Origin of the sequence: Novibacillus thermophilus, assembly GCF_002005165.1 — a bacterium.
In the GTDB taxonomy this organism is placed as follows: domain Bacteria; phylum Bacillota; class Bacilli; order Thermoactinomycetales; family Novibacillaceae; genus Novibacillus; species Novibacillus thermophilus.
This window is the reverse complement of sequence record NZ_CP019699.1, coordinates 3,544,369-3,557,707: the sequence shown is the minus strand read 5'-3', so window position 1 is coordinate 3,557,707 and position 13,339 is coordinate 3,544,369. Positions and strand designations below refer to the sequence as shown.

11 protein-coding genes are annotated in these 13,339 nt (G+C 54.8%); 6 read left to right on the top strand and 5 right to left on the bottom strand.

Features of this window, described 5'->3' with window-relative positions:
• Positions 1 to 100 precede the first annotated feature (100 nt).
• On the bottom strand, positions 101 to 1,756 hold the full coding sequence (hutU, locus tag B0W44_RS17305; RefSeq protein WP_077721117.1) for a urocanate hydratase: 1,656 nt from the start codon (positions 1,754 to 1,756) through the stop codon (positions 101 to 103).
• A gap of 149 nt (positions 1,757 to 1,905) precedes the next feature.
• Complete coding sequence (locus tag B0W44_RS17300; RefSeq protein ID WP_077721116.1) at positions 1,906 to 3,408, bottom strand: helix-turn-helix domain-containing protein; 1,503 nt, start codon at positions 3,406 to 3,408, stop codon at positions 1,906 to 1,908.
• A 140-nt stretch (positions 3,409 to 3,548) separates the two neighbouring features.
• Here B0W44_RS17300 and B0W44_RS17295 point away from each other — a divergent pair, with 140 nt between their 5' ends.
• Positions 3,549 to 5,039, top strand: a complete 1,491-nt coding sequence (locus tag B0W44_RS17295) for a Na+/H+ antiporter NhaC family protein (protein WP_077721115.1) — start codon at positions 3,549 to 3,551, stop codon at positions 5,037 to 5,039.
• Between the two features lie 91 nt (positions 5,040 to 5,130).
• On the opposite strand, the gene B0W44_RS18305 is transcribed toward B0W44_RS17295, so the two are convergent.
• Positions 5,131 to 5,289 (bottom strand): hypothetical protein, encoded by a 159-nt coding sequence (locus B0W44_RS18305; RefSeq protein ID WP_169835651.1) that lies wholly within the window; start codon positions 5,287 to 5,289, stop codon positions 5,131 to 5,133.
• A 101-nt stretch (positions 5,290 to 5,390) separates the two neighbouring features.
• Here B0W44_RS18305 and B0W44_RS17290 point away from each other — a divergent pair, with 101 nt between their 5' ends.
• On the top strand, positions 5,391 to 6,134 hold the full coding sequence (locus B0W44_RS17290) for a Cof-type HAD-IIB family hydrolase (RefSeq protein WP_077721114.1): 744 nt from the start codon (positions 5,391 to 5,393) through the stop codon (positions 6,132 to 6,134).
• 33 nt (positions 6,135 to 6,167) lie between these two features.
• Positions 6,168 to 7,604, top strand: coding sequence for a cardiolipin synthase (gene cls / locus B0W44_RS17285; protein WP_228441700.1), 1,437 nt, complete (start codon positions 6,168 to 6,170; stop codon positions 7,602 to 7,604).
• Positions 7,605 to 7,609: 5 nt separating this feature from the next.
• Here cls and B0W44_RS17280 read toward each other — a convergent pair whose 3' ends face one another.
• On the bottom strand, positions 7,610 to 8,914 hold the full coding sequence (locus B0W44_RS17280; RefSeq protein WP_077721112.1) for an NCS2 family permease: 1,305 nt from the start codon (positions 8,912 to 8,914) through the stop codon (positions 7,610 to 7,612).
• A gap of 183 nt (positions 8,915 to 9,097) precedes the next feature.
• Here B0W44_RS17280 and B0W44_RS17275 point away from each other — a divergent pair, with 183 nt between their 5' ends.
• Both B0W44_RS17275 and B0W44_RS17270 read left to right on the top strand, forming a co-directional pair.
• Positions 9,098 to 9,616 (top strand): YwhD family protein, encoded by a 519-nt coding sequence (locus B0W44_RS17275; RefSeq protein WP_077721111.1) that lies wholly within the window; start codon positions 9,098 to 9,100, stop codon positions 9,614 to 9,616.
• Between the two features lie 195 nt (positions 9,617 to 9,811).
• On the top strand, positions 9,812 to 10,030 hold the full coding sequence (locus B0W44_RS17270; RefSeq protein WP_418304061.1) for a hypothetical protein: 219 nt from the start codon (positions 9,812 to 9,814) through the stop codon (positions 10,028 to 10,030).
• Here the strand turns inward: B0W44_RS17270 and B0W44_RS17265 are convergent.
• Complete coding sequence (locus B0W44_RS17265; protein WP_149027069.1) at positions 10,027 to 12,108, bottom strand: transglycosylase domain-containing protein; 2,082 nt, start codon at positions 12,106 to 12,108, stop codon at positions 10,027 to 10,029. The two genes, B0W44_RS17270 and B0W44_RS17265, sit on opposite strands and share 4 nt — an antisense overlap.
• 266 nt (positions 12,109 to 12,374) lie before the next feature.
• Between B0W44_RS17265 and B0W44_RS17260 the strand changes: the two genes are divergently transcribed.
• The gene (locus B0W44_RS17260; protein ID WP_077721109.1) at positions 12,375 to 13,334 is read left to right on the top strand and encodes an acetylxylan esterase; all 960 of its coding nucleotides are present in this window, start codon (positions 12,375 to 12,377) and stop codon (positions 13,332 to 13,334) included.
• Positions 13,335 to 13,339 lie beyond the last annotated feature (5 nt).

Below are 13,339 nucleotides of genomic sequence, written 5' to 3'. Positions count from 1 at the left end.
CGATAGACAGTCATCCTCAAAGTGCATCCTTTCAGTACATTCGCAACCTTCGGGTTATGCGGGCAACTGTGGACGTCCTTTTCATGCGGCGCTCACTGTCCTATTTCAACATCGGGATGTGTACACCCCGTTCGCGGGCGGTTTTTTGCGCCAGCTCGTAGCCAGCGTCGGCGTGACGGACCACGCCCATGCCGGGATCGGTCGTTAAGACGCGCTCCAGCCGCGCCTCGGCTGCTTTCGTACCGTCGGCGACGATGACCATGCCGGCGTGCAGAGAATACCCCATGCCGACTCCTCCGCCGTGGTGGACGGACACCCAGCTGGCACCGCCAACGGCGTTTATGAGGGCGTTCAAGATCGGCCAGTCGGCGACGGCGTCACTGCCGTCCTTCATGGCTTCGGTTTCACGATTTGGCGATGCGACCGATCCGGAATCGAGGTGGTCCCGTCCGATCACGATCGGCGCTTCCAGTTCGCCGTCTGCCACCATCTGGTTGATGATTTTGCCGAAGCGGGCTCTCTCCCCGTAGCCGAGCCAACAGATGCGCGACGGGAGTCCCTGGAAGGCAATTTTTTCGCGGGCCATGCGAATCCAGTTGCACAAGTGTTCATTGTCGCGGAACTCCCGCAAAATGACCTCGTCCGTTTTGTATATGTCTTCCGGGTTGCCGGAGAGGGCGACCCAGCGGAAGGGGCCTTTGCCTTCGCAAAATTGCGGCCGGATGTACGCCGGCACAAAACCGGGGAAATTAAAGGCATCTTTCACACCTTCGTCGTGGGCGACCTGGCGAATGTTGTTGCCGTAGTCAAAGGCGACGGCGCCTTTTTTCTGCATCTCGAGCATGGCCTCTACGTGTACGGCCATACTCTCCTTGGCTTTTTTCACGACAGCGTCAGGCGACGCTTGGCGCATCTCGCGTGCGTCTTCCAGGGTTACCCCAGCGGGAACGTAGCCGTTGAAGGGATCGTGGGCGGACGTCTGATCCGTCACGATGTCTGGGACAAATCCGCGCCGCACCATTTCGGGCAAAATTTCTGCCGCATTGCCGAGTAAGCCAATCGAGAGAGCCTTCTCCTTTTGCTTTGCTTCTTCCGCCAGACGAATGGCCTCATCGAGGGTATCCACCTTCATGTCGAGGTATCGCGTGTCGAGGCGCCGCTGGATGCGCGTTTCGTCCACTTCCACCGCGATGACGACGCCGTCGTTCATCGTGACGGCAAGGGGTTGGGCGCCGCCCATCCCGCCCAGGCCGGCGGTGACGGTAACCGTGCCTTTCAGCGTGCCGTTAAAATGTCGCCGGGCGCATTCGGCGAACGTCTCGTACGTTCCTTGGACGATGCCTTGACTGCCGATGTAAATCCAGCTGCCGGCCGTCATCTGTCCGTACATGATCAACCCTTTTTTGTCCAGTTCGTGGAAGTGCTCCCACGTGGCCCACGCCGGGACGAGGTTGGAATTGGCGATTAAGACGCGGGGCGCATCGGTGTGCGTCTTAAACACGGCCACGGGTTTGCCCGATTGGACGAGCATTGTTTCGTCGTCTTCCAACTGCTTTAGCGTGTCGACGATGGCGTTGAAACTCTCCCAGTTGCGGGCTGCTTTTCCAATGCCGCCGTACACGACGAGGTCTTGCGGCCGTTCTGCCACTTCCGGGTCGAGGTTGTTCATGAGCATGCGCAGAGCGGCCTCTTGAATCCACCCTTTCGTGTTCAATGTTGTGCCCCGCGGGGCGCGAATGGCTGTTCTGTGTGACATGTGAAAACCTCCGCATTCGTCAAGTACCGTTTAGTGGTTTACCACCATCTTAATCGCCCACATGTCAAAATAGATAGGCCATTTTTATTTGAATATACGCATTTAATTTAATTGAAAATTCGGCCGACAAAAAAGTAAGGTCTTACACCTTACTTTTCTTTTGATTTCTTACTTTTCTTTTGGCGGTATTCTCTCGGAGTTTCTCCGGTGGCCTCCTTAAAAATGCGGCTGAAGTAATTGGCGTCAGTAAATCCGACGTGTTCCGTAATTTCTTGTACCGTCCACGTCGACTCCGCCAACAGTTTCTTGGCGTGCTTCAATCGAACGCTTTTTAGTATTTGTCTAAACGACTGTCCCGTCGCTTTCGTCAACAGGTGGCTGTAATAGCTGGGGCTCATGTTGACGTGTTCGGCGACGTCCTGCAACCTTAACCGGGGGGTCCGGTAGTTTTGTTCTATGTACCGGAGGCCTCTTTCGATGACGTTCGTCGTGGACTGCTCTTTCTGTTTGTTCGCTTCATCGATGAGGTCAAATACGAACAACACCACTTCTTGAACGATGCTGAAGAGAACGGGGGCGGACAGTATGGTTTGGAAAATGTCGTGGTAGCGAGTCTCCGTGTCTTCTTTGCGGTCCAAGTGATACGTTTTCATAAACCGCCTCAGTTGCGCCAGGACACTCGTCAGGCGGACCCGAATCAACTCCGGATCGGGGTACGGGTTTTGAAAACTAGTGAATCGGCGGTACAGCCACTCTTTGACGGCATGTTTGTCTCCGTCATCTAGCATGGTCATCCATTCCCGCTGTTCTTCGGGAGTCAGGAATGGGTCCACAGGATTAAATATCACGTTTTCGTCCACCCAAAAAAGCTGTTGCAGCCCTTTGAAAAAACTCAGTTTAAACATGTCCGCTGTTCTTGTGTACATGTCGTGGATACTGGCGGCGGGGACTGAAGAGGGGTGGACGGCGAGACTCAATCGACAGTGCGGGTGATCGCTGACCCACCGCTCCAGTATGCGCTGCCCTTCCTGTTGGAGGACCGCCTTTTCTTGTTCCTTAGGGATTTTAAGGACGCACACGACGTCGTGTTGCAAAGCGAAGTGTTTCACAAGGTGGGGGAAAGCGTACTGTTCTATCCAGTTGTACAGCGTTGAAAGGTGACGGGTTTCTTCCGGACGCAACACGATCAAACTGTAATTCCGTTCGTACAGCGGGTGCGGAATGAAAAAGTGGGAGTGCACAATGTCCGGCGCGGGTAGGATGGTGTCTGTTTGGGATTTCCGCGAATACTGTCGTGACGCCTGCAACAGTGACCGCTTCAGTTGTTCTGGCGACAACGGTTTCACTAATAAGCTCCTGCCGTGAAAATCGATCGCTTGCAGGGCCCGTTCATAGACCGGTTCGGCTGTCAAGCATATAGTCCAGCGAGCGTATTGGCGCAGCAACAGCGCAATGTCGCGCATGTGCTGGGGAGGCACCATCTCCAACTCGATGCAGACGACGTCTGGTTTGTACATTTTGATGTACTCCACAGCGTCTTTCAGGTTTCCGGCTTCGCTGACACGGTCAAAATGTATGCGGTTAGACTGGATGAACCAACGTATGCCGAAGCGTTCAGTCTGGTCCCGATCTGCAATTAAAATAGTCCCCATGATGTCGTCACCTTCCGTTGCATATACATTCCAAACGTGTAAGCGTGTTAAAAAAATACCTTAACAGTCGGGAAATAGCAAGGGTCTGGACACTTGTGCTACACTGTGGAAGGATAAAAAAAGAGGAGGGTTTTATCGCCATGGAGTTAAGCGGCCAGAAAGAAGTCTTTTCACGCGCAGCAGGAGGTAAGCGCATACAGAAATTGGAGTTTCGCTTTGGTGCCTTCGGTGCGGCGGTGCCGTTGCTGATTTTCGTCATTTGGGCCGTGACGACGAGCGTGCTCGGGGTGTCTTCTGAAATCGGGCTCGTTCTGGGTGCGGTGATCGGCCTGGCTGTGGGCTTGTTCTTCTGTAAAAGTAAATGGGAGGATTACGCCCAGGGGTTGTTTGATGGGTTGGCACAGCCGGTCGGGGTCATCGCCATGGTGGCGTGGTTCTGGGCCGGGATGTTTGCCCAGGTGTTGCAGGCGGGGGGATTGGTCGAAGGGCTCGTCTGGTTGGGGCAAGCGTCGGGTGTCACCGGCTCGCTGTTTGTAGCGACGACGTTTGTGTTGGCTTCTGTCTTTTCTACCGCTGTAGGCACCGGGTACGGGACGACGGTCGCGTTTTGCACGCTCATGTACCCGGCAGGCGTGGCCACGGGTGCCGATCCGACGATGCTCTTTGCCGCCATTTTGGCAGGGGCAGTGTTTGGAGACAATCTGGCACCTGTTTCGGACACGACGATCGTGTCGGCGACGACGCAGGATGCCGATGTGCCGGGAGTCGTGCGTTCGCGCTTTAAATACTCCATTGCTGCAGCGGTACCGGCTCTCATCCTCTTTGCCGTATTTGGCGGAGGCGGCGAGACAGAAATAACGGATACAACTGCGCTGCAGGCGATGCAAGAGTCCACGAGTCCTGCAGGACTTGTGTTGCTCATACCGTTTATCCTCGTCATTGTCCTCGCCCTCTCCGGACAACATCTGATTACTTCCTTGACGTGGGGCATTGTGTCTTCCATTCCCATTGTCATCGGTTTGAATTTGGGGACGATGGGCGACATTATCCGTTTCAACCCGGAGTCGGACGTCTATGTGGAAGGGGCTTTAGTTGACGGAATAGCTGGGTACGTGAACATGGCCATTCTCATTTTGCTCATTGTTGCGGCATCCCATTTACTCCGCTTAGGCGGAACGATGGAAGTCATGACGCGCGCCTTGATGAGATGGATCAACGGCATCGTCCGCAGGGCAGAATTGGCCATTTGGGGCATAGTCGCCCTGCTGAACAGTGCTATTACGATCAATACGGCGGCTGAAATTGCGGCTGCTCCCTTTGTAAAGGAAATTGGTGAAAAGTACAGCATACACCGTTACCGGCGGGCGAATATGCTGGATGCGATGACATCGGCGCTCGGTTACATTTTTCCTTGGGGTGCTCCAGTGTTGCTCGGATTAGGCACGATGGTCGGATTGCAAGAGCGCTACGAGTGGCTGCCCGTTGTACAGCCGACCTCTGTCTTCCCGTTCGTCTTTCAAGGGTGGTTTCTCGTCATCGTGATGCTGTTGGCCGCTTTAACAGGCTGGGGTTTGCGCTTTGAAGGGAGGGATGGAGAAGAAGCGAAACAACCTCCCAAAGGGGATCGTTAACCGAGAAACCGCGCGAAAGGCACCTCTTCCACGGAGGAAAGGACCTTCGCGCGGTTTTTTTGGATGGCAGTCGTGTATAACGCTTTTAACATTAAGTCGACGGAATATTCGGTCCGTCCGTCCTGCGGTTCTCGATCGGCTCTTTTTCCCGCCCGTCGTTCTCCTGCTTGTGTTCGAGCTGTTCTGCTGACCATTCTTCCGGCGTCAGCTGTTCCCCGCGTTTGTTAGCCTGGCGGTGTTTTTTAGACACTGGCATCATCTCCCTTCACCTGCAGTGTTCTGCCCTTAGTTTTTGCGTCTTTGTGTGATAAGATGTAGGGTTAAAGGAGAAAAACGGAGGAGACTTGCGGAATGAAGTCCATCAAACTGATTGCATTGGATATGGACGGCACGTTGCTGAACAGAGACTTGGAGGTCTCGCGGGCTAACCGGGAAGCTATTCACCTGGCACAACAAAAAGGGGTTCACGTTGTACTGAGCACCGGACGGTTTATAGCCAGCACACGGGAGTACGCCCGTTCACTTCGTTTGACGTCCTATCTGGTGACGAGTAACGGGGCGGAAGTGTGGGATGCGTCAGGGAAGTTGTGGCACAGGCGCGCGTTGTCTTCGGAGTTGGTGGAGTGGATGTACCGCATGGGGGAACAGTACAGGACTCGCGTCTGGGGAGCGACGGCTGAGCGGGTTTGGGATGGAGGCGCCATCCCGGGCAGTGTCCACGACCACAAATGGCTAAAGTTCGGCTTCGATACTGAAAAGGATGACGTCCGCAACACCATTTGGAAGAAGCTTGTGGAAACCGGCGAGCTTGAGGTGAGCAACTCGACCCCGACGAATATCGAGGTGAATGCTAAAGGGGTCAGCAAAGCGGCTGCACTGGAAACGGTGTGCCGCCAGTTAAACTTCTCCATGGACGACGTTCTCGCAGTTGGGGACAGTTTGAACGACGTGGCCATGATCCGGTCTGCCGGCATCGGAGTGGCGATGGGCAACGCCCAGGAACGGGTCAGAGAAGCGGCCGACTGGGTGACCGTGACGAATGAGGAAGACGGTGTGGCCACGGCTATACACCGATGGGTGCTAGGTACACGATAAGTCGCAGAATGTGAGGCGGAATGCTGTGGATTGGTGGGGATCTTCGCTTCGGGTATCGCGTTTATATTTTTCGGTTTTATCGCTGTGGTCATTGTGTTGGAGAACCGCAATCCGTCCAAGACGCTGGCTTGGCTCATTGTCTTGACTTTCCTTCCCATCGTCGGCTTTTTCTTTTACCTCGTGTTTGGACAAAATATCCGCAAGAAGAAGCGGTTCCGCCGGAAGGAGCTGGCTGACTTCGGAGGGCTGCAGCAAGTCGCGGAGAAGCAGTTGGGAGTCCGGGAATCGGAACCCATCTTAGCGGAGGATGTCAACCGGCGCCGCCTGGTAAATCTCGTGCTGCGCAATTCACGGTCGCCGTTTACTGTGCACAACCGGATTCACATTTTGACGAACGGTGTGGAGACGTTTCGCGCTATCATTCAGGCGTTGAACGAAGCGACGCACCACATCCACATGCAGTACTACATCTGGCGCGACGACCAAATTGGGCGGGACATTCAGCGCGTTTTGATTGAAAAGGCCCGTGCCGGTGTAGAAGTGCGGATCATCTACGACGGAGTGGGCAGCATGGACTTGCGCCGCTCCTACATCGACGAGTTGAGAGAGGCCGGTGTGGAAATTTATCCGTTTTTACCTGTTGCGTTTCCGGTCATTACAAGTAAACTGAACTACCGCAATCACCGAAAAATTGTCGTCGTTGACGGAAAGGTCGCCTTTATGGGCGGCCTCAACATCGGGGATGAATACTTGGGGAAAGACCCGCGGATGGGTTTTTGGCGGGATACCCATCTGGAGGTGCGGGGAGACGCAGTGGCCTTGTTACAGGCGATCTTTTTGATGGATTGGGATTTTGTGAAGGGGGAGTCCCACTACCGGCTGCAGGAGGAAATCTACTTTCCGGCGCACAATGTGCGTGAAAAACAATTTGTACAAATTGCCGCCAGCGGACCGGACTCCGAATGGGAGGCGATCATGCAAGCGTATTTTACCGCTGTCACGTCCGCGACCCAGTCAGTACACATCACATCGCCGTACTTCATCCCTGACGACAGCATGCTGATGGCAATCAAGACAGCGGCTTTAAGTGGTGTGGACGTCAAACTGATTCTTCCTTCCCGCCCTGATCACAAGATCGTGTTCTGGGCTACGATGTCGTACGTGCAAGAACTGCTGGAAGCCGGTGTGAACGTCTATTTGTACGAAAAGGGGTTTATCCACGCCAAAATTTTGATCGTGGATGGGGTCGTCGCCTCGCTGGGAACTGCCAATATGGACATCCGCAGTTTTTATTACAACTTTGAGGTGAACGCCCTCATATATGATGAGGGGATCGTGAAGCGGTTAGAGGAGGATTTTCAGCAAGACCTCAAGGACAGCCGCCGCGTCACTCTCGGGGACGTGTACGGCCGGCCCCTGCGGCAAAAACTGAAGGAATCAAGCGCCCGCCTGTTCTCCCCGCTGTTGTGAGCCCGCTATTCTGGTAGAAACGCCAGCTGTAACGTGAACAACAACATGAACACGTACAGGAGCGGATGGACGTCGCGGAAATTGCCGCGGACGATTTTCAACAGCGGGTACGTGATGAAACCGAGGGCGATCCCGGTGGCGATGCTCGACGTCAGGGGCATGCTCAACATGACGATAAAGGCGGGGAACGCCTCGTCAAAGTCATTCCACTCCACTTTGGCCAGACCGCCCATCATAAAGCAGCCGACGATGATCAGTGTCGGCGCAGTAATGGCCGGAAGGGCGGCGATGGCACTGACGACCGGTGCGAAAAACAGTGTCCCGAGGAGCAAGACACCGACGACTACAGCCGTAAAGCCGGTGCGTCCGCCGGTTGCCACACCGGCAGACGATTCAATGTAGGCGCTCGTTGGAGTCGTCCCCATGACAGCCCCGGTCGTCATCCCGAGGGCGTCGGCGAACAGTGCCGGTTTCATCCGCGGGAAAACACCGTTCTTCATGAGTCCCGCTTGTTCGGCGACACCGATCATCGTCCCTGTTGTGTCGAACAACGTCACGAGCAGGAAGGCGAATATGACGGCGTACAATCCTTGACTGAACACGTCAGGAAGCGCAACGACGGCTTCACCGAACGTTGGGGCGAGGCTCGGAGGTGCTGCCACCCACGGTCCCTCGATGTGGAGCATTCCCGATAGCCAACCGACGACCCCCGTGCACACCATGCCGAAAAAGAGCGCTCCCGGTACGCGCAACGTCATGAGTACCAGGGTGAAGAGCAACCCGGCCAAACTGAGGATAGTCACTGGAGCGTGCAAGTCGCCCAATCCGACGAGGTTGACCTCGTCGTCGACGATGATACCGGCTGATTTCAAACCGATAAACGCGATAAACAGTCCGATCCCGGCCGTTATGCCGTTTTTGAGACTGGTGGGAATCGCCTTAATCAAACTTTCGCGCAACGTCGTAAGGGTGAGCAGCAAGAACAACAGTCCCGCGACGAGTACCGCCCCCATCGCCGTTTCCCATCCGACACCGTTTTGTCCCACAACACTGTAGGCGAAATAAGCGTTCAGCCCCATTCCCGGCGCGATGGCGATAGGATAGTTGGCGAACACGCCCATGATGAGCGTGCTGAGCGAGGCGGCTAACACCGTCGCCACAAAAACGGCGCCGAAGTCCATCCCTGTTTCCGACAGGATGGCAGGATTGACGACGACGATGTACACCATCGTCAAAAAGGTCGTCGCTCCGGCAAGGGTTTCAGTTCGGAGATTCGTATTATGTTGATGAAACTGAAAGAATTTCTCCATAGAACCGTCCTCCTACGACATAAAAACGAATAAATAACAGCAACACAGCTAATAATATTCGTTTTTTTATCGATATGCAAGGGGTGGCGTTAAACCGTCGTACATTCTTTTGCATGTGGACGACGAAGGGGGTAAAATGATCGTAGTGTCATTACTTCAGGCTGACTTAAGGAGGCAAAGGCAATGCCGAGGAAGAAAGATTTAGGCGGTGGATTTCAAATTCTCGGTGCCGATTCGACGACACACGGCGGTTACGTGACCGGAACGTTAAATTTGAACAACATTTCCGCCGTACTGATAGATGGCGACGAAGCGACGATCGACCTGGGCGCTATACACGGAAAGAGCAAAGCAGAGCGGGGCATTAAGTTTATCGATGACCCGAGCCAAATGGAGGCGGAACTGCCGAACCCAAAAACGTACTACATCGTGTGGGTGGCCGTCGACCGCGGACCGAACGGACCGTTTTACGCTGGATTGGGCGACTGCACGGTACAGATCGACCGGAAAGCGCGCCGCGGGTTTAAAAACATGGCCGAACACGTGAACCAGATGGACGCCGCTATGAAGCGCAAAGTAAAAATAAAGTTTTTAGACAACCGGGCGAAAAGGGCGCTTAAACAGTTGTTAATCGACCACAGCCAGGAGATGTGGAACAATACGCCCGAAGAGACAAAAGCGGCATTGGAAAGTGAAACGTGAACGCTTTGTGAAAAAGGAAACAAACCGCTTGTCGCGTGATACGGCCCTAGGTAAAATTGAATGGTATAACCACATATACTAGGACGCCCAGAGGGCAGGTGCATCAGCACCTGCCCTCTGGGTTGTCTGCATTCATAACCGCTAGAGGGTTGGGTACAGTACAAATGAATCCAATATGAGATTGAGGTGATTCCTGTGCAACACGAACACTTTGCCCGTCACGGCGGCGTTCACTTTCGGAGCAACTGCCCGCCTGAAGAGATTAACGCCTTTGTACGCAGCTTACCCTCGCACAAGCGGGACAGTTTGTTCGAAGTGCTCAGCGAATTGAACGAGGCCGGCCTGATTACGCTGTACAACGATGAGGTGTGGGCCGACGGTTCGGGGAACATCGGCGGCAGCGATGACTGTTAATGCTGCCACCAATCCTTTAAGCGGTCGAACCAGGAGCGTTCCGGGACTTCCTTCCTTTCCACGGGGACCGGTTTTGCCGGTCGGCTTCCTCCGTGGACGTCACACGTTTCAGTCGGTTGTGTTCCCGTGACGAAGTACTCCAAGTAGTAATTTGGACAATTTTCGGTGGCCAGGCGTCCGCTGGCCGGATCGATGTAAGCGGGGGTGACACCTTCCGGCACTTCAAAAACCCGGTTCGCTTTTCCCCGGGTCACGCGTTGCATGAACGAGCCCCACACCCACTTCGCAGCGCGCGCATCGGTGTAAGAAAGTTTCTCGTTCTGGTCGTAACCGACCCAGACGGTCGTCACGAGGTCCGTGTCGAAACCGATCATCCAGCTGTCCCAGTCGGTCGTACCGGTTTTGCCCGCGACCGGGCGCTTTACGAGTTGGCGCACGATGTTCCCCGTGCCCCCCTCGTCGTCAAACACCCCTTGCATCATGTGGGTGAGGACAAACGTATAGGCGGGCGAGGCGACGCGCTCGGAGGTTATATCCGCCTCTGCCAGTACGTTCCCCCTGCTGTCCTCAATGCGTTTAATCGCCGTCAACCCGACGTGCTCCCCTTGCCGGGCGATGGTCGTGTACGCTTCAGTCATCTCCAGGGGGGAGACGGGGATGGAGCCGAGGGCGAGGGAAGGGTGGGGTGAAAGGTTTTCTTTGATGCCGAGCTGTTCAGCCGTTTCCACTAACGGCTGCAAACCGAGTTTGAAGTGTGTCTTCACGGCGTACACGTTGTCGGACCGCACGAGGGCTTCCCGCATCGTAATCGGCCTATAGGCGTACTGGCCGTGGTAGTTTTGCGGTTTGTAGACTTCATCGTCGCCGTATGTAAACGTCGTCGGCTCGCTCTTCATCATCGTGGCCGGTGTAAACCCGTCTTCCAGCGCGGACAAGTACAAAAAAGGTTTAAACGCCGAGCCGGGCTGCCGTTTGGCCAGCGTGCGGTTGTACTGGGTCTTCTCGTAATCCGTTCCGCCCACCATCGCTTTAATGGCCCCTGTTTTGGAGTCAACGGCGATGAGCGCAGCTTGCAATTCCGAATCGGTGTCAATGTGTTGCTGTATCGCTCGTTCCGCTTGTTGTTGCAAGTCCAGGTCGAGGGTCGTGTAGATGTGGAGGCCGCCGTTTTCGATTTGGTCTTGATTCAGTCCGTAACGGTGGACGGCCAAAGACTTAATGTAGTCGCGAAAATACGGGGCTTGCGTTTCCGTCGTCTGCGGCGGTTTGTACGACAGCGGTTGGCGTGCGATTTCGTTCACTTCATCGCGTGTTAAATAACCTTCCCTTTCCATTGCCTTCAGTACGACGAGCTGTCGCTCCTTGGCGTTGTCGGGGTGTATGTAAGGGGAGTACGTTCCCGCTCCCTTCGGGATGCCCGCGAGGAGGGCGCACTCGGCAACGGTCAGGTCTTCTGGTTTTTTTCCGAAAAACATCTTCGCCGCCTGCCCCACGCCGTAAGCTTGGTGCCCGAAGTAAACTTCATTTAAGTACATTTCCAAAAGGGTATCTTTGTCGTAGTGAATTTCCAGTTGGAGCGCGTACTTCGCTTCTTTCAGTTTGCGCGCCCACGTCCGGTCATGGCTCAAGTACAAATTGCGCGCCAGCTGCTGGGTGATCGTACTGGCTCCTTCTACGAGGGCCATTTCCTTTAAATCCGTCCACGCTGCCCGCAGAATGCCCCGGGGTGACAGGCCGAAGTGGTCGTAAAAAAAGCGGTCTTCAACGGCGATCGTCGCCTGAATGAGAGCGGGCGGAATGTTTTCCAACGGCACGTATTCTCGCTTTTCACCGCTGTGCAGTTCGTCGATCAAACGGCCGTCGTCGCTGTAGATGTGCGTGGTGAGAGGTTGTACGGGCTCCGGCAGCGGCTGCGATTTCAACACTAAGAAGCCCAGCAGTACAGAAGCTGCACAGCCTGCGAGCCCGTAAAACGTCCACCTGAAAAACAGCCGGCTCCTCTGAAACCACTTCGTTTCCGTGAGTGGCGTCCAGCCGGGGGATGGTCTGGCATTCGGCTTTTGCATCTCGTCTCCCATGGGAATCGAACCTTTCGAAAGCAGTCAGACGACTAGCAAGCTTTTCCACATAGTATGGGAGAGATCACGCCGTTCTATACGTTGTTTAGACGGATGACTGTCGCGGTGAGAGGGAGCCTTCATCTCCAAGGTTTCACGAATCTTCCAAGAGGATCTTTTCGCAACTTCAAGGGGACGGTCGAAAGGCTTGTGCAGCCGGCCTTTTGCTTAGTTCGCGAGACGGGTTATAATGCGAATGGAACATTTTTTAACGGGAGAGTGGGACGATGCAGTTTGACATGCCTTTGTCAGAACTGAAAGCGTATACGGGGAAAAGTCCGAAACCGGAAGACTTTGAAGCGTACTGGGAACGGGGGTTAAAGGAACTGGATCAGCAGTCGCTCGCTTATGAACTCGAGCCGGCGGCATTTCAGTCTGATCAGGCAGACTGCTATCACCTGTACTTTACTGGTGTCGGCGGCGCGAAAGTTCACTGTAAGCTGGCGAAGCCAAAGGGGAGGTCCGGGACAGGACCGGGGATCGTCATGTTTCACGGGTATACGGTGAACAGCGGCGACTGGTTCGACAAAGTGAACTACGCCGCCCACGGCGTGACGGTACTGGCCATGGACTGCCGCGGGCAAGGCGGGCGGTCTGAAGACAATCTTCACGTCAAAGGGACGACAGTGAGGGGCCACATTATTCGCGGGGTGGACGACCCGGACCCGGACCGCTTGTACTACCGCCACGTCTTCCTTGATACAGTGCAAGCAGCGAGAATCTTGATGGCGATGGAAGAGGTGGACCCAGGGCGAGTCGGCGTGTACGGCGCTTCGCAGGGAGGGGCCCTCGCTGTCGCGTGTGCGGCGTTGGAACCGCGCATCAAAGAGGTGGTCGCCGTCTACCCGTTTTTGTCCGATTACAAGCGGGTGTGGGAACTGGACATAGACAACTCGGCTTACAAAGAGATTTCTTATTACTTTAAAATGTTCGATCCGAATCACGAAAGGGAAGACGAGATTTTTCAGAAACTGGGCTACATTGACATTCAGCACTTAGCTGAGCGAATAGAGGCCAGTGTGTTGTGGGTCACGGCTTTGAACGACATGGCTTGTCCGCCGTCGACGCAGTTTGCCGCCTACAACAAAATTAAAGCGAAGAAGGAATTGCTGTTGTACCATGAGTACGGCCATGAACACTTACCGCAGTTGAGTGACAGAGTTTTTCAACGCTTTCTCACCTTGTAGGGGAA

Excerpts from the sequence above, each read along its gene's own strand:
- hutU (WP_077721117.1), bottom strand. The coding sequence starts at position 1,756 with ATGTCACACAGAACAGCCATTCGCGCCCCGCGGGGCACAACATTGAAC.
- B0W44_RS17300 (WP_077721116.1), bottom strand. The coding sequence starts at position 3,408 with ATGGGGACTATTTTAATTGCAGATCGGGACCAGACTGAACGCTTCGGC.
- B0W44_RS17295 (WP_077721115.1), top strand. The coding sequence starts at position 3,549 with ATGGAGTTAAGCGGCCAGAAAGAAGTCTTTTCACGCGCAGCAGGAGGT.
- B0W44_RS17290 (WP_077721114.1), top strand. The coding sequence starts at position 5,391 with ATGAAGTCCATCAAACTGATTGCATTGGATATGGACGGCACGTTGCTG.
- B0W44_RS17280 (WP_077721112.1), bottom strand. The coding sequence starts at position 8,914 with ATGGAGAAATTCTTTCAGTTTCATCAACATAATACGAATCTCCGAACT.
- B0W44_RS17275 (WP_077721111.1), top strand. The coding sequence starts at position 9,098 with ATGCCGAGGAAGAAAGATTTAGGCGGTGGATTTCAAATTCTCGGTGCC.
- B0W44_RS17265 (WP_149027069.1), bottom strand. The coding sequence starts at position 12,108 with ATGGGAGACGAGATGCAAAAGCCGAATGCCAGACCATCCCCCGGCTGG.
- B0W44_RS17260 (WP_077721109.1), top strand. The coding sequence starts at position 12,375 with ATGCAGTTTGACATGCCTTTGTCAGAACTGAAAGCGTATACGGGGAAA.